Annotated in this window: 19 protein-coding genes; 10 read left to right on the top strand and 9 right to left on the bottom strand. The window is 42.6% G+C overall.

Features of this window, described 5'->3' with window-relative positions; all coding sequences use genetic code 11:
• Positions 1 to 322: 322 nt before the first annotated feature.
• Positions 323 to 1669, top strand: coding sequence for a GntP family permease (locus ACRRQV_RS09715; protein ID WP_432530194.1), 1347 nt, complete (start codon positions 323 to 325; stop codon positions 1667 to 1669).
• A 59-nt stretch (positions 1670 to 1728) separates the two neighbouring features.
• Here ACRRQV_RS09715 and ACRRQV_RS09710 read toward each other — a convergent pair whose 3' ends face one another.
• Together ACRRQV_RS09710 and ACRRQV_RS09705 are read right to left on the bottom strand one after the other, a co-directional pair.
• Entirely contained in the window at positions 1729 to 2154 is a 426-nt protein-coding gene (locus tag ACRRQV_RS09710) for a hypothetical protein (protein ID WP_432530192.1), read from the bottom strand.
• 62 nt (positions 2155 to 2216) lie between these two features.
• Positions 2217 to 2678: a hypothetical protein gene (locus ACRRQV_RS09705; RefSeq protein ID WP_432530190.1), complete on the bottom strand. Its 462-nt coding sequence runs from the start codon at positions 2676 to 2678 to the stop codon at positions 2217 to 2219.
• Positions 2679 to 2783: 105 nt separating this feature from the next.
• On the opposite strand from ACRRQV_RS09705, the gene ACRRQV_RS09700 reads away from it, so the two are divergent.
• A complete protein-coding gene (locus ACRRQV_RS09700) occupies positions 2784 to 3338 on the top strand; it encodes an HU family DNA-binding protein (protein ID WP_432530188.1) in 555 nt (184 codons plus the stop codon).
• Positions 3339 to 3420: 82 nt separating this feature from the next.
• Here ACRRQV_RS09700 and ACRRQV_RS09695 read toward each other — a convergent pair whose 3' ends face one another.
• The 6 genes from ACRRQV_RS09695 to ACRRQV_RS09670 all read right to left on the bottom strand — a co-directional run bounded on the left by ACRRQV_RS09695 (position 3421) and on the right by ACRRQV_RS09670 (position 7513).
• The gene (locus ACRRQV_RS09695; RefSeq protein ID WP_432530186.1) at positions 3421 to 3576 is read right to left on the bottom strand and encodes a hypothetical protein; all 156 of its coding nucleotides are present in this window, start codon (positions 3574 to 3576) and stop codon (positions 3421 to 3423) included.
• Between the two features lie 143 nt (positions 3577 to 3719).
• Positions 3720 to 5273, bottom strand: coding sequence for a polyamine aminopropyltransferase (locus ACRRQV_RS09690; RefSeq protein ID WP_432530184.1), 1554 nt, complete (start codon positions 5271 to 5273; stop codon positions 3720 to 3722).
• 12 nt (positions 5274 to 5285) lie between these two features.
• Complete coding sequence (locus ACRRQV_RS09685) at positions 5286 to 5681, bottom strand: DUF350 domain-containing protein (RefSeq protein WP_432530182.1); 396 nt, start codon at positions 5679 to 5681, stop codon at positions 5286 to 5288.
• Between the two features lie 23 nt (positions 5682 to 5704).
• Positions 5705 to 6253, bottom strand: a complete 549-nt coding sequence (locus ACRRQV_RS09680; protein ID WP_432530180.1) for a DUF4247 domain-containing protein — start codon at positions 6251 to 6253, stop codon at positions 5705 to 5707.
• A 60-nt stretch (positions 6254 to 6313) separates the two neighbouring features.
• Entirely contained in the window at positions 6314 to 6985 is a 672-nt protein-coding gene (locus ACRRQV_RS09675) for a PspA/IM30 family protein (RefSeq protein WP_432530178.1), read from the bottom strand.
• An 18-nt stretch (positions 6986 to 7003) separates the two neighbouring features.
• Positions 7004 to 7513: a DUF4178 domain-containing protein gene (locus ACRRQV_RS09670; protein WP_432530176.1), complete on the bottom strand. Its 510-nt coding sequence runs from the start codon at positions 7511 to 7513 to the stop codon at positions 7004 to 7006.
• 582 nt (positions 7514 to 8095) lie between these two features.
• Here ACRRQV_RS09670 and ACRRQV_RS09665 point away from each other — a divergent pair.
• Together ACRRQV_RS09665 and ACRRQV_RS09660 are read left to right on the top strand one after the other, a co-directional pair.
• Positions 8096 to 9379: an aminotransferase class I/II-fold pyridoxal phosphate-dependent enzyme gene (locus tag ACRRQV_RS09665; RefSeq protein WP_432530174.1), complete on the top strand. Its 1284-nt coding sequence runs from the start codon at positions 8096 to 8098 to the stop codon at positions 9377 to 9379.
• A gap of 575 nt (positions 9380 to 9954) precedes the next feature.
• Positions 9955 to 11694, top strand: coding sequence for a putative bifunctional diguanylate cyclase/phosphodiesterase (locus ACRRQV_RS09660; RefSeq protein WP_432530172.1), 1740 nt, complete (start codon positions 9955 to 9957; stop codon positions 11692 to 11694).
• Between the two features lie 330 nt (positions 11695 to 12024).
• Here ACRRQV_RS09660 and ACRRQV_RS09655 read toward each other — a convergent pair whose 3' ends face one another.
• The gene (locus ACRRQV_RS09655) at positions 12025 to 12924 is read right to left on the bottom strand and encodes an acetamidase/formamidase family protein (RefSeq protein ID WP_432530170.1); all 900 of its coding nucleotides are present in this window, start codon (positions 12922 to 12924) and stop codon (positions 12025 to 12027) included.
• Between the two features lie 366 nt (positions 12925 to 13290).
• On the opposite strand from ACRRQV_RS09655, the gene ACRRQV_RS09650 reads away from it, so the two are divergent.
• The 6 genes from ACRRQV_RS09650 to ACRRQV_RS09625 all read left to right on the top strand — a co-directional run bounded on the left by ACRRQV_RS09650 (position 13291) and on the right by ACRRQV_RS09625 (position 19909).
• On the top strand, positions 13291 to 16257 hold the full coding sequence (locus tag ACRRQV_RS09650; protein ID WP_432530168.1) for an AAA family ATPase: 2967 nt from the start codon (positions 13291 to 13293) through the stop codon (positions 16255 to 16257).
• 1 nt (position 16258) lies between these two features.
• On the top strand, positions 16259 to 17305 hold the full coding sequence (locus tag ACRRQV_RS09645) for an McrC family protein (RefSeq protein ID WP_432530166.1): 1047 nt from the start codon (positions 16259 to 16261) through the stop codon (positions 17303 to 17305).
• Positions 17306 to 17328: 23 nt separating this feature from the next.
• Positions 17329 to 17703: a MazG nucleotide pyrophosphohydrolase domain-containing protein gene (locus tag ACRRQV_RS09640; protein WP_432530164.1), complete on the top strand. Its 375-nt coding sequence runs from the start codon at positions 17329 to 17331 to the stop codon at positions 17701 to 17703.
• Positions 17704 to 17776: 73 nt separating this feature from the next.
• Positions 17777 to 18055 carry a hypothetical protein gene (locus ACRRQV_RS09635; protein WP_432530162.1) on the top strand — a complete coding sequence of 93 codons (279 nt, stop codon included), beginning with the start codon at positions 17777 to 17779 and terminating at the stop codon, positions 18053 to 18055.
• Positions 18052 to 18846 (top strand): hypothetical protein, encoded by a 795-nt coding sequence (locus tag ACRRQV_RS09630; protein WP_432530160.1) that lies wholly within the window; start codon positions 18052 to 18054, stop codon positions 18844 to 18846. The genes ACRRQV_RS09635 and ACRRQV_RS09630 overlap by 4 nt, the downstream gene beginning before the upstream one ends.
• A gap of 235 nt (positions 18847 to 19081) precedes the next feature.
• Entirely contained in the window at positions 19082 to 19909 is an 828-nt protein-coding gene (locus ACRRQV_RS09625) for a hypothetical protein (RefSeq protein WP_432530158.1), read from the top strand.
• Positions 19910 to 20042 lie beyond the last annotated feature (133 nt).

The raw sequence follows: 20042 nt of genomic DNA, 5'->3' as shown, positions 1-20042 counted from the left end.
GCGATGCAGAGACAGGAGCAACGTTCTTTCATGTTTCGAAGCTAGCGTAGCGATGCAGAAACAGTAAGGGTTTCTCCGCTGTTTTGCTCCATATCTTCTAGCCTGCTAGCAGTAATAGAGTGATCCTGCTGATCATTTCTTCTGGTAGTAAGAAATCTCTTAGCTTCGGCGCGTCCACGGGCTAGGCGAAGCGATAAGACGAGTGGTCTTCTCGGCTTATCGTGAGAGCCAGGCCCATAGCGGCCGAAGCGGTATATGAAATGATGATTCTTAAGTTCAACTTATATAGTAAAAAACTAACAGAATGCAAGGGGAGAGCGACATGCCATTAGTGATAGTAGCACTTGGAATTATTGCCTTATTGATTTTAATTATGGGGCTGAAATTGAACACGTTCATTTCGTTGATTATCGTATCCTTCGGGGTTGCCATCGCACTCGGGATGCCGCTTGAAGACATCGTGGCAACAATCGAAGCGGGCTTGGGCGGAACGCTCGGCCACTTGGCGCTCATATTCGGCCTCGGGGCCATGCTCGGCAAACTGATCGCCGATGCGGGCGGCGCCCAGCGCATCGCCATGACATTGATCAACAAGTTCGGGGAGAAGAACATCCAATGGGCGGTTGTGGCCGCTTCATTCATCATCGGGATCGCGCTGTTCTTTGAAGTCGGCCTGGTGCTTCTCGTGCCGATCGTCTTCGCGATTGCACGGGAACTGAAAATTTCCATCATGTACCTCGGCATTCCGATGGTGGCCGCGTTATCCGTCACCCACGGATTTTTGCCGCCGCATCCCGGCCCGACGGTCATTGCCGGCGAATACGGCGCAGACATCGGCCAAGTGCTGTTGTACGGTTTCATCATTGCAATTCCGACAGTGATCCTGGCCGGTCCGGTCTTCACGAAAATCGCACGGAAACTCGTGCCGAACTCATTCAATAAAACCGGCGACATTGCATCGCTTGGCGAACAGAAAACATTCAAACTAGAAGATACGCCGGGATTCGGCATCAGTGTGTTCACGGCAATGCTGCCGGTCATCTTGATGTCAGTGGCAACGATCATCACGCTGCTGCAAGAAACGCTTGAATTTGACGACAACGCCGTATTGTCGGTCGTCCGCTTTATCGGCGGCGCGTCGACAGCGATGCTGATTTCGCTGCTTGTGGCGGTCTACACGATGGGCCTTGCCCGGAAGATTCCGATGCGCACGGTCATGGATTCGTGCGTCACAGCCATCAACCACATCGGGATGATGCTCTTGATCATCGGAGGCGGCGGTGCTTTCAAACAAGTGCTGATCGACGGCGGCGTCGGCGATTATGTTGCGCAGCTGTTTGAAGGAACGACGCTTTCCCCGATCATTCTTGCCTGGACGATTGCCGCCATTTTGCGGATTTCACTCGGTTCGGCAACGGTCGCCGCTTTAACGACAGCGGGGCTCGTGATTCCGTTGCTTGGCCAGTCTGCGGTCAACCCGGCGCTCGTCGTTTTGGCAACCGGAGCGGGAAGCCTGATCGCGTCCCACGTCAACGACGCAGGATTTTGGATGTTCAAGGAATTTTTCGGCTTGAGTCTGAAAGAGACGTTTGCCACGTGGACGCTGCTGGAAACGATCATTTCCGTATCGGGTCTGGTGTTTGTCTTGCTGCTTAGCTTGTTTGTTTAATAAAATATGGAACCAAAAACCACCGTTCATTGTGAACGGTGGTTTTTACGGTCAAGAAATCAGTAGCTTGTCTCAAGCAGCTCCCGCGTCTTAACATCAAAAATCTGATAATCGACTTCAAACATATGGTCTTTCGAAACGGTCACTTCGCAATAGTACGGAATGGCTTTGCCGTACGCGTCCAGTTCGGGAATGTCGGTAAAAGAAAAGACATCATCTGTATCAGGCATCCTAAGTGTTGCGTCAGCAGACTTGCCGGAAGAAATTTCGATGGTGCAATTGCCTTTGACCGTATCGTACTCCTTAAAGAGCATGTATTTAAAAGTCGGCAGCGTAATCACTAATAGAAAAACGCCGATGAGCAAACTTAATATAGTCTGGATGGAACCGACTAATGTAAAGTTTCTTTCAAAGTACATCACAAGGCAAAGGCCAACTGCCACAATGACTGAGAAAACGCCAAACAAGAGCATAAAATAATACAATTTTTTTACTTCCTATACTAGCTAACTAACAATAATCATAGAAGAAAACGAGGGGGCCGTGCTTAAAAAGCATACTGGAACAGCGCATAATACAGCGGCCCCAGCAAAGCGAGCATGAACACGGTCGTGATGATGTTCATCACCCGCATATCCGCTTCTTCCGCTTCCTCCTCAAGAATCGAATTCTTCAGGAACACATAAAAGAGGATGTCCCACAAAAGCGCCCCGAAAAAGACGATCTGCCAGACAAACGGCGTGAAAATCTGCCGGTGGGTGACGAATCCGAAAAGACCGGTCCATGTGATGATTGAAACGACCAAGTCAATCAGGAAAATGCTGTTCTTGTAGCCGCCGTGGATCAAATAAGCAATCGTCGAAGTAGCCAGAAACGCGGCGTAAATATACCAGAAAATTTGTATCATGGTTTCAAGTCCTTTGTCTTTGAAGTAAATGCTTGTTGCAACAAATCCCATTTTATCATTAATTTCGAACAGCAATGCAGAAAACGCAAAGAAGAAAATCATTCCGGCCGCAATCGCTGTATAATAGAAGACAAGAACACAGCTGCACGTTTAATAAACAGTCGCGGGAGAGTAGAGCCCCTTTCGATATCAGGAGGAAAAAAACCGATGAACAAAACCGAATGGATCCAAACCGTTTCAGCAAAAACGATGCTGCCGAAAGACCGGGCGGCCAAAGCCGTCAATGAAATCCTATCCAGCATTTCAGCGGCACTAGCCAAAGGCGACGAAGTGAAAATCAACGATTTCGGCACGTTTCAAGTCACCGAAAAAAGCGAGCGCAAAGGCCGAAACCCGCAAACAGGAGAAGAAATCACCATTTCCGCATCAAAAGCGGCGCAGTTTAAAGCGGCAAAAACACTGAAAGACCGGGTAAACGGCCGGGATTTTATCAGCGATTTTCTGGAAGCGGATAAAATAACCGAAACAGAAGCAAAAGTTCTGTCGTTTATTGTCGAAAAAACCCGAAAACTCAACGAAACAAACGACAACGAGCTGGCAGTGGTCGAAACTATGGAAATCGCAGAAGCTGCGGAACTGGAATTTAAAGAAGCCGAACAGCTCGTGAACCGGCTGATCGGCAAACGGATTTTGAACACGGAAGTGTACACCAGCCAAATCGACAGCGTGTTTTTAAGAGCCAACTACCGGAAGCTTTTATAAGCGTAATAACACAAGACGGACCGAAACCAGAGAATCGCTCTGATTTCGGTCCGTTGGATTGTTTGAGAAAAGCCTGTTTACATTAAAGCTTGTCTTCTGTCTGTTTGCGAAGGAAAAACCCTGAAACAATTCCTGTAATAAGCGTCACCATACCTCGCATATCCCAATCGTCCAGCAAGAAACCTAGTGCTAACCATGCTACAGCCGCTCCGAATATTGCCCAGAAAAGATATTTCACCAGATAACCCCCGATTAGATTTCCTTAATTTAACATATCGTATCATGAATATTAAGAAAAAAACATCCACTTCTGAAATTTCCCCAAAACGAATTAAAAAGACGTGCGCAGAGCAGTTTTCAGCTTTGCGAACGTCTTTTCAGTTAATAATTAGTCCATGATTTTTCGTAAATATCAATCAAGTTCGGCCGGATCAGCGTGTTTGATTCGAGCACGACCTCTTTGCCTTTACTGTCTTCAATCGACGCGTCTTCGTCTTTGCCGAACGCAGTCAGCGCCGGCAGCAGTTCGGATGTTAAGTATTCGGTGTCATCGATAATCTGAAGGCTTTCGGTGTTTATTCCTGAGCGGGAGGCAAGCACATAGCCCCAGCCGCCGAAACTCGGAATGTCGGCATGCAGGTTTTCGGTCTCTAAACCGGTTGTTTGGACGGTTTTGTCGATGGTCCAGTAGACTTGCGGCGCAAACACCGGGCTGGTCGCCTGCACCATCATGGCCCCGTCCGGCGCTAAATGATTGCGGGCAAGCGAATAGAATTCCTGCGTATACAGCTTATTCAACGATTCGTTGTTCGGGTCCGGCAAATCGATCAGAATGACGTCGTAAAAGCCGTCTGCTGTTTCCAAAAAACGAAACGCGTCGTCATTAATGATTTCCACGTTGGGATTGTTCAGCGAGCCTTCATTCAGCTCCGTCAGCATATGGTTTTCCTGGGCGAGTTTCGTCATTTTCGGATCCAGGTCAACGAGTGTGACGCTTCCCAAATCCTCATACTTCAACATTTCCCGGACAGCAAGGCCGTCGCCGCCGCCAAGGACGAGTACGCGTTCGTGCCGTTTAGCCGCTGCCATTGCCGGATGGACGAGAATTTCGTGGTAGCGGTGTTCATCGGACGAACTGAACTGCAGCTGGCCGTCCAAATAAAGCCGCGTGTCGCCTTGCGCTTTGGTCAAAATAATTTTCTGGTAGGAAGTCTGTTCGGAAAAGACGACCGGATCTTTATACAGGCGTTCCTCGAATTGAAACGCCGCTTCTTCGCCGAACAAAGCACCCGCCATCAACAGCACCAAAAAGAACACGCCGAAGCTGGCATGCAGCCGGAACTGCTTTAGTTCATGGCGGAAGCGGAAAACGATCCATAACGCAACTGCAACGTTGATGAGCGCAACAAGAAAGGCTGTTTTCACGAGCCCGAAATAAGGGCGCAGCAAGAACAAAAACAGCAGCCCGCCGACAAGTCCGCCGGCGTAGTCGGAAAACAGCACTTTCGCGGCGCTTTTTTGCAGCGAAACACCGATTTCATTGGCTTTCCGGATTAAAATCGGAAGCTCGACGCCGGTCAGCGTACCGACCAGCAAGATGACGCTGTACAAAAACAGGGAGCCTGAGCCCGGCGGCAAATACGCCGTCACCCCAAACAGCAGCATTGCGGAAAAGCCGCCAACGATGCCGATGCCGTATTCGATCCAAATAAACGAACCGATTAAATTCTTGGTCATTTTTTCGCTTAAATACGCGCCGATGCCCATGCCAGTTAAAAATAGAGAAATCGTGAGCGTATACTGCTTCACGCCATCCCCTAAAATATACGAACCAAGCGCCCCAAAGAGCACTTCAAAAATGATTCCGCAAATCGACACGATGCCGGATGCGTAATAAATCGCCCGGCTTTGCCGGAGTGATTCTTCTTCAGTCATGCCAACACCGCCTTAAGTGATAGAAGCGCCGATGACGAACGCCAATCCGATCGAAACGGCGCATGAAATGATGCCGACGGCTGTGTTGTTGTCTTTCAGCCCGCTTTGAACTGAAAAGCGGGGAGTCAGCACTTCAAACAGCACGTACGCCAACAGTTGAAGCGCTGCGCCAAAGAGACCCCAGATGACTGTGTCCAAGATAGTGTCGTTGTGCAGAATGGAAAAAGCGAGAATGATGCAGATACCGATGATTTTTCCGGCAATCGACAAGGCGACCGCGGTGTTGTTGCTTTTGATTTCGTCCCAATCTTTGTATTTTCGCGTCATCAGTTCGAAAACAATCAAACCGGCAATGACGACGGCAATCGCCGCAAGGTAGTATAAAAACGTCAATAAAAATTCATTCACTGGTCAAGCTCCTTTGCTATCGTTTATTTTCCTACTCCAGGCCCGCCGCCGCGGAAATTCGAACCGCGCCCGTATGTGCTGGTGGACGGGAAGGAGGCGTATGAACCGCCGCCGGAATAACAGCCGCCGCGGCTGCACCGGTTGCCTTGTGTCGACACCCATGTATTTCCGAACCGGTTGCTTAAGAACGAACCGACAAACATGCCGGTGAAAAATCCGGGATGGTACGTATTCCGGACAAATTCATCGCCGGCCACTTCGACAAGCGTGGTTCCTGCATTGTCGGGATCTTCGGTTAAAATGATGAATTCATCGTCGTACACGAGCACTTGCCGTCCTTCGACCACTTCACCGATCTGCTCCGGTTCCTGCACGCCGCTCAATTCTGTTGCCGTATCGCTCAAGCTTTGTTCGGAGCGGTACATCATCGCGCGGTCGTTCGAACTGCTGCCCGCCACCGCATCAACGAATGTGTAGTTTTCTTCAACGTAATCTTCCGCTTGGGCCATTCCGCAGGCTGCCAGCAGCAGCACGGCGGAAACGAGGCCGCAAAGCCATCCTCTTTTTATCATCCAGTAAACACCCCGTATCGACAAAAACAGCCCGCCGCAAGCGGGCCGCCGTTTGTCCGTTTATTCTTTTTTCAGCCGCTGCTTCAGCGCCGCCAATTCATCATCGACTTTGCTGTTTTTATTCAATGAAGCGAATTCATCGTCGAGGCTGCGCGAACCGGCGCGCAAGTCTTCGCTCGTTTCGGCTTCCGCTTCGTATTGCATCACTTTTTCTTCCATGCGTTCGAAGCCGCTGCGGGATTCGTCGCTTCCGACCGAAGACATTGTGCGGTTGATCATCGTCCGCGTCTTGGCCGATTCCGCGCGGGCTTTCAAGGAATCTTTTTTGATTTCCATTTGTTCGTATTCGCGCTTCATCTCCGCCAGTTTCTCGCGGAGAATGCTTGAATCCGATGCCGCCCGTTCGTAGGAGCCTTTCAAGTCGGCCGCTTGCGTTACATACGTCTGCTTGTCTTCAAGCGCGCGGCGGGCCAGTTCTTCGTTGTCCGCTTCAACCGCTTGTATCGCTTGCTGCTCGCGTTTTTCCACCATGCTGTTGGCGTCGTCAAACTTCTTCTTCAGCATTTTCTCGTTGGCCAGCTGCTTCGCCACCGCCGTTTCGGCGTCGCGGATATCCGCCGCCATGTCGCGCATAAACTGGTCGAGCATTTTGACCGGATCTTCCGCCTTGTCGAGCGCTGCATTCAGCTCGGATTCCACATAAGTTTGGACACGTTTGAAAAATTGAAACATACGATCTCCTCCAATTGGTTAGCTTCCCGCTAGGATGCTTACTTCAAATTCTTCGATTTCAAAGCCGTGGCTGACTTCCACTTCGCCGCCCCAGTCTTCCACCGACAAAAAGGATTCGCCGGCTTCGTCCGCGTATTCGTAATAACTCATTTCTTGGCCATTGACGTTTTGGCTGCGGCCTTCGCCCCGGACATATGCCCGGCCTTGCTCTTCCAAAAAATAAGCCTGGTCTTTATAGGTAATTTTCTTGGCGCCGGGCTCAATTCCCGCCAGGCGTGTTTTCTCATACATGCCCACTTCGAGCTCATCGTCCATTTCGACGCTGAGCCACAGCGTTTTGCCGGCAGAAGCCAGCTGATAGGCGTCCCACGTATAGCCGTGGTCGTCGTAATGGATTTTGCCGGTCACTTCATAATCCACCAAATCGTAGGACACGAAATCACCGACACGCAAATTGCGCAGCGTCCGTTTTTCGACTTTGGGCTGTTGTTTTTCAGCGCTGCCGAACAAGCGGTTCAAAAAGCTCATTTTCTCACCTCGCTTTTTCTTTTAAGTGTGCCAATAAAGAAAGATAAAAAGGTGAATCCATTTTAGAATGACTTGGAAGGGGAAAGGAGTCAACGCAAATCGTTGAACAAACCTATCCGTCAATCTTTGTCTACATCGTATCATGACCAGGCATGAATCGAGAACAACTAATATTCGATTATTCAATTTATTGAAGAATCGAAGAAATAAAAGACTGCTTAACGGTTTAGTATGCCCGGGCAAGCGCCTTTTAAAACGCCTAACGGAGGAAGAATCAAAAAAACATTCCCGGTACCTTCGAAGGTTTCAGAAATGCTTGCACCGAATCAGCCTTGCTGCAAAAGCGCAGTCGTTGCCTAAATTTTTTGGAACCATTGTTAATGGCATGCTATATGTATTGTTCAATCCGCCTTAATGACACTGCTTTTTCTATCGCTCTAACCTACACTTCTTATATTTCTGAAAACTAAAAACTGTAGATTGTATAATTTTAATTTGGTGTTACAATAGTACTAATGAATGAACCAATAGTACTAACGATAGAAAAATGAAAAATAGGAAATAATACTTGGGGGTATTTGAATGAGTGAAAAATTTGCTTCGATTGGGGAAGTCCTTGCCTATTTGAAAGGTGTCAATGACCTAGAAGAAAGGGCTGCCACTATTCAACGTTTTGTTGAAGTGGATAACGAGTATGACCGATACCTGGAAGGTGGCGCCGCCACTTTAATGAATGTGATAACCGAAGGTTCCGGTGAAATACAAGAATGTATTTTGTGGAATGTAAATCATTATCTCAGTTTAAATAGAAACAGGAACGTTATTGAGAAAGCTGTCCGCGCTTTAAATCAGTATGGCACCGGTTCCGGTACTTCCGCATCTTCTTGTGGAATGACATCGTTGCATAAAGAAATAGAACAGAAAATAAGTGGATTGACGGGAAAAGAAAATGCTGTTCTTTTTCCGACGGGATTTACTGCAAACGTAGGCAGTATTTCAATGTTGGTTGGCAAAAAGGACTTAATTCTTTTTGATCGGGAAAGCCATTCCTCCATTATTAACGGAATAAAGTTATCCAATGCCAGTAAATCGATTTCATTCAAACATAATGATGTGGCCGACCTCGAAAAGAAATTGGCAAGATATGAAAATTCGTTTGAAAACATCTTTGTCATCATAGAATCTGCTTATTCAATGAGCGGTGATTTAGCTCCATTAAAAGAAATAATAAATTTAAAAAAGATGCACAAATTTTATTTATATGTAGATGAAGCTCATACATTCGGCATCTACGGAGACAAGGGACAAGGTTATTGTTATGAACAAGGAGTAAGCGATGAAGTCGATTTTATTATGTCCACTTTATCTAAGGCAACAGCATCTATTGGCGGTTTCTTAGCGGCGGACAAGAAGTACTGCTCATTGATCAGATTTTCCGACCCCTATCTATTTCAAGCTTGCCTCACACCGGCTGATGCGGGGGTAATTCTGGCAGCGCTTGAGGAAATAGAAAACAATCCGTCATTAATTGAGGAACTTCATGCGAAAAGCAATTACATGCGGAGTTCATTGTTGTCTAAAGGATTTGATCTTGGAAACAGCAAAAGCCCCATTATTCCAGTATTCATTGAAGATCACCATAAACTAAGGCTGGTTGTAAATGATCTTTACCATCTTGGTGTGTATTCAACGCCCATTGTTTATCCAGCAGTGAAAATGAATCAGGGCAGAATCAGGTTGATCGTCAACTGCAATCATACGAAAGAGCAAATTGATTACACAGTCAACGCTTTAGACGAGGTTTGCCGCAAGCATCAAGTGAATGAAAATCAAGAACTCATACTAGCAGCTGTACATCAGGATTAACTAAACTTATGGCGAATAATAGAGAGCAGCTTGAACTGCACTTTCATCCACTGACTTTAAGTTTCCTGGACCGGCCACTAGAGCATGAATTTAAATCTTCTAACGATAGCGAAGTTCGAGCGTATAACCAAATTGGGATTATCCTTTCTTATTTCGCCTGGCTTTCCTTGGGCATATTTGCATATGGAAGCCTGCCGCAAAATTTTTACCAGATTGCCAGCGTGATCCTTTTAGTGTTGTATCCAGTTTTTACGTTGAATTTAATCGTTTTGCATTCAAAGAGGTTCGCAGAATACCATCAGGCGGTAACAACGATTTCAAATGGATTTGCAGGGTTGAGTGTTGTTTTTATCGGCCATATTATACTGGGAAATAATATCTTGGCAATTTGCGGGATAACGGTAGTGAGTTTGTTTTCCTTTTTTATATTAAGAATAAGGTTTAAGCTCGCTGTGCCAACTACCCTTTTTTATGTGGTCATTTACCAACTTGCACTTTTGGGTACCAGTGAAGTTGCAATGCTCTCTTTACTTCTTTGGGTGTTTGTCATTACCTGTGTCATAGGCGGGAACATTATGGAACGGGCAAACCGCAGAACCTTTTTCCAGAACAAATTGCGAAAAATTGCAGAAGAGGAAAACCGTGACAAGGACGAATTTCTGAACAATATGTTTAATCTTGTATCTGTGCCAATCATTGTGGCGAAAGAAAATCATCAAATTTTAGAAACCAATCCGGCATCCAATGCTCTTTTCGGTGAACATCACCAGGATTTACTAGAGTTATTGGCACCTTTTGAGCGCCGCCGTATGACCTTGATGAAGGGCTTTTTAAAACGTTCTCCCATACACAATTTTGAAGCTGAACTGGTCAATAAAAAAGGTGATAGCATTTCTGCCTTGGTCAACGTGAACTTTGTAGAACGAGAAGGACAGAAGATATCCATTTGTGCCATCCAGGATATCTCCGATCGTAAAAAGGCAGAAGAAAAAAGTGCTTATTTAGCCTATCACGACACGTTGACTGGACTGCCTAACCGTCTGCAGTTTACTGAGAAACTGAAACAGTTTGTGGAATCTCCCCAACAAATTGCGGTATTGTTCATTGATTTGGACAAATTCAAGATGATCAATGATACCCGCGGCCATACAGTGGGGGATAAACTATTGCAGCAAATCGCACAACGGTTAAGAAACTGCATGTCTGAAAAGGATATTGTCTTCCGAATGGGCGGAGATGAATTTACGGTAATCTTGTCAGCTAAGACAAAACCTGAAGTCTCTGAGATTGTGGAAAGGATTTTGGCAGAAATTCGAAAACCGATTTTTATTGAGGACCATGTACTTTATTTACGGTCGAGTATTGGAGTCAGCTTTTATCCGACAGATGGAGAGAACATAGAAGAACTGATAAAAAAATCGGACATTGCCATGTACAACAGCAAGTTATCGGGAGGGAACAGTTACAAATTCTTTAACAGTTCCATGAACAGTTCTTTTGAAGAACGAGTGGGCCTTGAGCAAAATCTTCATAGCGCGCTCGATAATGAGGAACTTGTGCTGCACTATCAGCCGCAAATTGATCCCAAAACTGGATTTATCTATGGAGCAGAGGCACTTATTCGTTGGATGCATCCAGAGCGTGGGCTGGTTCCTCCAGATCAATTTATCCCCATTGCAGAAGAAACAGGATTGATCATCCCGATAGGAGAATGGGTATTGAGAACAGCGTGTCTCCAGGCAGTCGAATGGAACCGCAAGTATGACCATCCTTTCCATATGGCTGTAAATCTTTCAATCAAGCAGTTTGTCAACAATGACATTGTGGGAACCGTCAAAAAGATTCTTCAAGAAACGGGTTTAAATCCGCACATCTTGGAATTGGAATTGACAGAAAGCATTTTCCTGGAAAACACAGAATCTGTGATTGCCACGATGAATGAGCTGAAGAAATTGGGAGTTCGAATCTCAATCGATGATTTTGGAACCGGCTATTCGTCTTTGTCATATTTAAAAGATTTCCCAATCGATTCGATAAAAATTGATCAATCCTTTATCAGAAATGCATCTGACAATAAAAAAACGATCTCCATTATTTCTGCCATCATCAGTTTGGCCCAAAAATTGGATTTAAAGTCTGTTGCTGAAGGGATCGAAACTCCAGAGCAATTCGACTACTTTAAGACGGAGGGCTGTGATTTAGCGCAAGGATACTATTTTAGCCGTCCATTGCCGGCAGATCAAATAGAAGCGCTGCTTGAAGGTTCTGGAGTGACTGCTGAAGTTGTCGCTAATAATTTCCTTGTAGTGCCGTAGACAATTGAAACAAACACGAAATGAAATTTGCTTTCTGCTTTATCAACTAATGCCATTAAGCAGAACCCTGTACACGATTAGTGAACAGGGTTCTTAGGCGTGCGCATTCTATAGTGGGGAATTTCGATCGTACCTGGGGAGAAAGGAAAGGGGAAGGCAGCCTGAATTTGTTAATAAAACCTGCCGATTGAGCTTTGTTTCTGTCGTATCGAGGCGCCATGCACTACTCGAGAATTTTATCCAGGTAGCAAGAAGATAACAGAGCCGTCTAATTAAAAAAAGCATTTCAAAAACCTTCAAAGGTTCCGGAAATGCTTTTATTCAAAAGGTTTATTCTTGCCGCAACAGCAGAGCCAGCGGAAGAACCGCTTTCGGCACGGCTACACGCACCGTCACATGCTTGTTGACGATTTGGCTGAACTTCAAATCGCATACGGCGCTCATTAGGCGATAGGCGTCTTCGAACGACAGATTCAACCCGTTCTTTAAATGGTGGGCTGTTTCAAATAAAACCGTTTGGATGGCTTCGTCATAGGTAGGGCCGGAAGCAAGAAAGTACAGAAACTGTTCGTCTTCGACCATCGGATTCGACAATGGCAAGGATACTTTGTCGAATCGTACTTTGATCCTGCCGCTGACTTCGATTCCGGTCCCGCTCAGTTCGCCGTCGCCCATCGAAGCATGCAAATCGCCAAACCCGGCCAGTGCGCCGTCATGGAAGACCGGCAAGTAGAGCTTATTTCCGGGCTTGATGTCTTTTGTATCCAGGTTGCCGCCGTGGCTGCCGGGAATTGCAGTTGGAACCGCTTCGTTTTCAGGAGCGACGCCCGCCACGCCGATCATCGGCTGGAGGGGAAGTGTAAGGGTTTCGCTAAACTGAATCTGCCGGTTTTTGATCGGAATGATTTTGGTCGAGGAAGTTGTTACATGCTCACCTAAGGGGCCGAGCCCAGGAGCGGCCATCATCACGCCGAAATCGTTCGTTTCGATATCCAATATCTCAATACATAGCGTGTCTCCAGCTTGGACTCCGTTGAGGTAGATGGGTCCTGTTGCAGGATTCAGCCGGCTCATGTCAATCATTGATCGGAGATCCGTTTCCGATTTTACTTGACCGTCGTAGCAGTCCATCGTTTCGATGGCAATTTCTTTTCCGAGTTCTGCGAAATAAGCAGGTTTATGTTCTTTAGAGAAACTTGTTATGGTGTTGGTGCTTGGGAAATGCGTCATTGGTTATCGTCCTTTCGGAAGAGTATTAAACAGGTCAACTACTGCTGAGCCATTAAGTGTCCCTTAATGGTTATCTTAACTTATACAATAATATTCGGAAGTGAAATTAGGCTTAGAATTTTTAAGTGATTATGGAATAAACTGAAGTTCCTTTTTTTGGTATAATTAATTTTGTATAGTCAAATTATTCGAAATAGCATAGAGGCTTAGTTAAATTTTACTTATGGCTTATTAATGTTTTATAAATTTTTTTCTAGAAATTTCGAACTCTTGTGGTTATAAGTCTAGTCTAAAAAGCAAGTTGCTTCAAAAAGTTCATTGTTGATTACTTTTAAAAAGTAATGGAATTACGAAAGGGAGTTAAGTATGTCCAGTGAATACATCTATGATACCTCATTAGAAATTACAGTTGACCTATGGCTAGAAATGCTTCGAAATGATGAAGTGTTTAAAGAGCAAGATCGAAACATGATTTTAGCGGTTTTACAATATGAGGGAGCTCCTCATGCAACGCCGATTGCCCATGCTATTGGACTAAAAGGAAGAGGGGCAATCAATCTGCAAGTCGATCGATTAGGCAAAAGAATTATGAAGCATTTGCCTGACGTCGTATATCCAAAACAAGATAATGGTCATGATCAGACTTGGCATATTCCTTACTTAGGAGAATGGCAGCCAGATCGAAATCGGTTTATATGGACTTTACGCCCTGCATTAAAAGAAGCTGCTGAAATATATTTTGCTGAAGAATTAAAAGCAGCCAAAGAGCTGCCATCAGAACAAGAATACTTCAAAATCAGAAAACAATTGTTCAATGGTTCTTATATAAATCTTTCTTTTAACAGATACATAAAGTTTAAAGAGAATGAACTCTATGACGAGTCCTATAAATTAGAAATATTATCTCGTTTGAACGAATTTTTAAGAGGACAGGAAATAAACGAGTTAACAGTAGGGGATATCACAAAGAAAATCCAGAAAGAAAATCCAAGTGCCGGCAGTTTCGTCCACTGGAGTAATACAGGGGATTTGGTGAAATATGCGGAAGCTAGACCAGCTGAGGTAGCAGCACTTTTAAACCAATTATATAACTCGGATGCTCCCATTAGTGAAAGGATCGAAAGTTTCAGGGAACAAGCCAAATCTTTCAATCCAGAAATCTCGCTCGGAGCTCCATTGTTCGGCTATCTGCTTGCAGCCAAGGACTACACGAAATACCCGATTTACAAGCAAGAAGTGTTTACTAAAGTAAAAAAAGATTATGATATTGAATTGAAATTAGGCTCTGTTGGGCAAAATTATGAAGTTTATATCTTTATATGTAATGCAGCCTTGGACTATTTTAAAGTAAACGATTCTTCATTAACAATATTAGACATACAAGATTTCTTCTATTGCAGTACGACCTACGATCAAATTCAGGTTGAAAGCGCAGTGGATTATTTATATGAACTTGCTGGAGTGCTCCGAGAGTTCGAAAATAATCAGGAGTTGATGCTGGAAGCAATTGCAGATATGGATCCTGAACTATTGGAAAAGCTAAGCGATCAATATAGAAATAATGAAAAAATCAATCTTATTCGCCACAAGCTAGTTGAAGAAATTCTTGAAAATGGTTCAGCTTCTATTGGGAAATTAGAAGCTATCAAAGAAGAGATACGAGTGAAGTACGACACAAATATTTTAAATTCTTGGAGCAACTTTTCAATAATGTTCCAGCTTTATTACCTTAATAAAAAGAAGAAGGTTCAAGAAGAACTAACTAAAATACACCGATCTATCCGCCAGTTTGAAGAGTTAAAAGACCGAGCATTTGCAGAGGACAAGGTTTTAAACGGCTTTAGTTGGAATAATCAATTTGGAACTTCTCGTTGCTGGTTAGCAGTTTACGAAACGGAATACCCGAACCATCGACCGGCTCCACAACTATTTGTTGCAATTGATCCACATGGGATTGAGTATGGTCTACATTTTGGAGATCAGCATCCTCAAGGTGGACGAAGAAGCGTAGCACATGTTAACAACGGACCAGAATTTTCTTATGAAGATTTTCATCGGAAAATTGTAGAAGTAATTGGAGAGTTTGACGATGATAATTCGATTGCGGAATCAACAACTCCTTATATAAAGGAACTTAGCAAAGAAACCTGGTTGGAATTGATTGCTGATAAGCAGGTGTTCCAAGAGAGAAATTTAGTTTATCTATACAAAATATTTGAAATGGGCGGACAAGCTACAGCAACCCAACTGGCCGAAGCCTTCGGTAAGAGCCGCTCTTCTTTTAACGCTCCAGTCGTTAATTTAGCTAAAAGAATTCAACGGGAAACGGGAATCGAAGATGTACTTCGCGATGACGGAAGTATTTGTTATTGGTGTGTGTTATTTGAAGATGAATATGAAGGAAACGACCATTTTCTTTGGCGCTTAAAACCAAATTTAAAAGAAGCGCTTGCGGAAAGCTATGCAGATCCGACAACTGTTAAGTATGAAGCCTATTCAAAAGAAGATTTTCTTTCTGAAGTGTTTATCGATGAAGAAACTTATGGTAAGATTTCCAGCCTTCTTAAATACAAAAAGAACATTATCTTGCAAGGGCCGCCTGGAGTAGGGAAAACCTTTGTTTCTAAAAGATTGGCGTATTCGCTTATGGGATCAAAAAATGAAAGCCGAGTGGAAATGGTTCAATTCCACCAGAACTATTCTTATGAAGATTTTGTAATGGGCTTCCGGCCAAAAGAAAATGGCTTCTCTTTGCAGTTTGGCATTTTCTACGATTTTTGCCAACGCGCACTCAATAATCCGGAGGAAGACTATTACTTTATCATTGATGAAATTAATCGTGGAAACCTTTCGAAGATATTTGGAGAACTCTTTATGCTTATTGAACGCGACAAACGGGATGAGTTTGTCACAATGGGGTATTCAAAGGAGAAGTTTACTGTGCCAGCTAACTTGCATTTGATCGGCACGATGAATACCGCTGATCGCTCATTAGCTCAATTAGAAGTCGCGCTGCGCCGGCGTTTTGCTTTTGTAGCGTTAAAGCCTGCATTTAATGAAAAATGGCGCCAGCATCTGATTAATTCGAATGTCTCAGGAGAAATGGCTGCCAGAATCCTACGAACAATTGAACGTTTGAATCAGGACATCATCAATGACTATCAGTTGGGGAGCGGCTATGCAATTGGCCATTCATTCTTTTCGGCAAAACCAGAAGAGATCAATGAAAAATTATGGTTTGATGGCATAATGGATTTTGAAATTATACCTCTCTTAGAAGAATATTATTTCGACCGTCCAGAAATTGTTGAGAAATTGATAGAGGAAATATAAGATGAGCGAACTATTCAAAGTTCCGATCCGCAACCTTTTTATTCTCTTGAGCTATGCAGAAAATATGCCAGAACTGACCAATAGTTTGAACGATGTTGATGAAGATATCATCACATATGACTTTATCTGCAAACAATTTTTAAAAGAAGTAGAGCTTGTTAACCGCCGAGGTTTAGTTAAGGATTATGTAGCAAAATCGGAACCCACAAATCGTTTGGCAGGTCGGGTGATAATGGAGGAGTCTATGCCATATATTATCGCAAAAAAGCCTGTCGTGGTCTGTGAAAAAGATGAGTACACTTCCAATATCTGGTTAAATCAATTGATCAAATCTACATTGCGATCCATTACATTAAACCGCCATGTCAAACAAGAAACCAAAAGCCGAAGTTTTAAGTATATGGAATTGATGCCTGAAGTAGACATGCCATCATTAACAAAAGCTTCCTTTGCAAAAACGTATTTTGGGCGGCATAACATGCATTATAAGTGGATTCTGCAAATTGCCCGCCTCCTGCATGAAATGACACTGCTCTCGCATAAGAATGGAAATTGGAGCCTTTTTTCAGCAGAAATAGATGAGCGCGCATTAAACAGCATCTTTGAAAAATTCCTGTTCAATTTCTACAGGCTGGAGCAGCAAGACTATCAAGTAAAAGCCGAAGGGATGCAGTGGAAACTAGAAGGCGATAAAACCTATTTGCCGGGCATGCGGACAGATGTGTCATTAATCCATAGAAAAAAACCTGAGAAGATAATAATCGACGCTAAATTCTATAAAAATATTTTTCAAGTGCATCATGGGAAATCATCTTTCCATAGCCACAATATGTATCAATTGTTTACTTATCTGATGCATCAATCGCCAGTATTAGATTTGAGAGGTATCTTGATTTATCCGTTTAATGGCGTGCATGTAAATGAAAAATTTAAATGGAATCAAAGAGTTAAGGTTGAAATAGTTACAATAGATTTAGAACAAACCTGGAAAGAAATTTATGAAAGCTTGATAAAAGTCATCAACAAAGAAAAATTAGAAATAAATTAAAAACTACAACTAAGAGGTGCAGGATGAAAGAATTGCAAACTTTTACAAAGCAGTACCAAGAAGAGATGGGCTGGAGTATTGATAAGAGAAATTATGAAAAAAGTAGGGCATCGCTTTTAAATAATTACATGTTATTAACTACAGAAGTCGCTGAAGTGGCGGAAGAGTTAAGAAAGTCTTTCAATATTACAAATGAATATATTAAAAATGGAATGAGTAATGAAGAAGCCTTCGAACTGGCATCAAAAGAAATAAAGCAAAACTTAGGCAAGGAACTTGCTGATTGTTTAGCATATATTTTAAAATTCACGAATTTCTTTGAAATTGATTTAGAGGATAGTTTCTATTCGAAACTAGAAGAAGTAAAGAATCGCCAAAACAAGGATATTAAGCTGTAAAAAATAATAAGCTATTTAACTAAACCATATTAAATAATAGTAACTTCATTTAAAGAAACGGGGAATGTTTTACATGAGAAAAGATGAATTTATTTCTTGGTTAAAGGTCAATACGCCAGTCTCTTCTTCTACGGCCCAAAAATATTCTGGAGCTATTAATACCATTTCAAAAGGATTAAATAAATATGGCTTATTAGATGGAAACTTATATAATATCCAAGATTCTGCTGTTATTGAATCACTATCCACTAAATACTTTTCAATTGGAGAATTCAATGAAAAAGACATTAGAGGAAATAGAATGTATAGCAATGCAGCAAAATATTTTAAGAAGTTTGTAAAAGAAACATGAGAGAAAAAGAGAAAATTGAACACTTGCTGGATTTAGAAGACAATTGGATGGATAGAGAAGCAATAGATGTTGATCTAATTAATAGGCATTGGATTGAAGAAGGCATAGAGCTATATAAAAGATTTACAAAGCTAGACCCAAAGGAACCACGTTATGCCATCATGTTGGCAGATCTGTATCTTAAATGGGGAGTAGACGAAAAAGTCCAGAGAGGAAACATGCATAGCGCTTATGAAATTTTAAGGCTTTCTACTATTCATGCTCCAAAAAAACCAGAAGCTTTTTATCGGTTATCTTTCCTATTAGCAAATGAAAATAGAAGATGGGAAGCGGCATTGTTTTATGGAAAAGAAGCAATTGAAAATGGGATAGAAGAAAACCAAAAAATAAAACTGCTTTGCAATATGAGCCTTGCTTATCAAAGGATAGGTTATCCCTATCAATCCATAAAGTGTTTGTTGGAAGCAAAACAACTCGATAAGATAAATAACCAAGATTGGTTTATTAAACTTTACGAAGATAAAAGGAAAGTAAAACGGACTGAACCTATTTTGTTGAGTTCTTCAGAAAATAGTAGAGAAAATATTGCTAGAAAAGACTATGACGATTTAAAAGAAAAAGCAATGGAAGGCGAATGTATAGTATTAGATTTGTCTCAGGACAGGAAGCACTTTTATGCTATTGCAGATGCTGTTGCCTTGGAAAAAACAGAAGCTGAAATATTAGGCTTTTTAATGGACCATGAAGGAATTCCTTGTTCAAAACAAAAAATTGAAGAAGCAGTATGGTAGACCAACAGGTAGGAGAAACTGCTGTAAGAAAATATATTTCAAGCATAAGGCGAAAATTGCGGCGTGCATTAAACAATGAAAATACTAAAGATTTTCTTGCAACGGCAGAAGGCGGTTATACTTGGCTCTCGCCTATCAAATCATATATATGCAGATGAGGCTTGGGCCGGTTACTAAAAAGTAACCGGCCTTTTTCTATACTGTAAACATCAAATAGATAGGAGCGTGGTCAGTTATGAACTTACTCAAATTAGAAATGATGGATGCAACAGAAAGATTGGCAGTAGCATTAAAAGCAAGAGGCATTTTTTGCAGCCTAGAAAATGATTTGATTGCTATGGGAGTTGAAAATACGGCAAACGATATTTTTAAAGTTAAAGCATTGCTTAATGAGTTGAGCCTTCCAATTTTTTGGCTAGACGAAAAACGGTTCCAAGTATTGCTCAACAAGCTGCCTATTTCTGTTATGAAAAAAATTATGAACCATAAAGGAAAATCTTTTCCTATCCATATGGAGGGATACAACTTTTATTGGCGGGCTTTTGCCCAAAGATGGTTCGGCATAAAAGTAAATGCTTTGGATTTACATGCTAATATCGCAATGTTTGTAAAATCCCTTAATTTATCTGGAATTACTTCTTTAGCTGGATGCAATGGGCATCACCGCTACAGCCCGAATGTCCAGCTTTCAGGTCCATACCAAGGAGCATGGTATGAAATAGTACAGGAGAAATTTTTAAGTGCTCTTGAGCTGAACTCCGAGTGGAAAGTTGAATATGGCAATAGATCAGGAGCTGCAATAATCGCACGGAAAACAGACGAAGAAAAATGGGATATGAATAAAATTTATCAAGACACAGTCCTAATGGCAGAAGAACTACAGCGTTATAGCAAAGCTATTCGAATTTTGAAAAAGAACTCTTTTTACAGAAGTAAAAAGATGGCTGGGCACGCCAAGCTATTAGAAGCAAAAAAAGATTATAGAGCATTAAAAGAATGGATGCTTTCATGTCTAAACGATAATTCCAAACAAATGAAAATAGGAGCAAATAAAGGGTTTTAAATAAAACGTAAAAAACATTAAACTTTTAGTCAAAATAACCCCGGAAAACAAAATAAAAAGTAATGTAAAATTCAAAAAAGTTATGCATCTTATGGTAAAATTTTATTATAATGATTGTAAATAATTTGAAAAT

The organism is Planococcus sp. YIM B11945 (assembly GCF_050864155.1).
Lineage (GTDB): Bacteria > Bacillota > Bacilli > Bacillales_A > Planococcaceae > Planococcus.
This window is presented reverse-complemented; position numbering and strand designations above follow the sequence as displayed.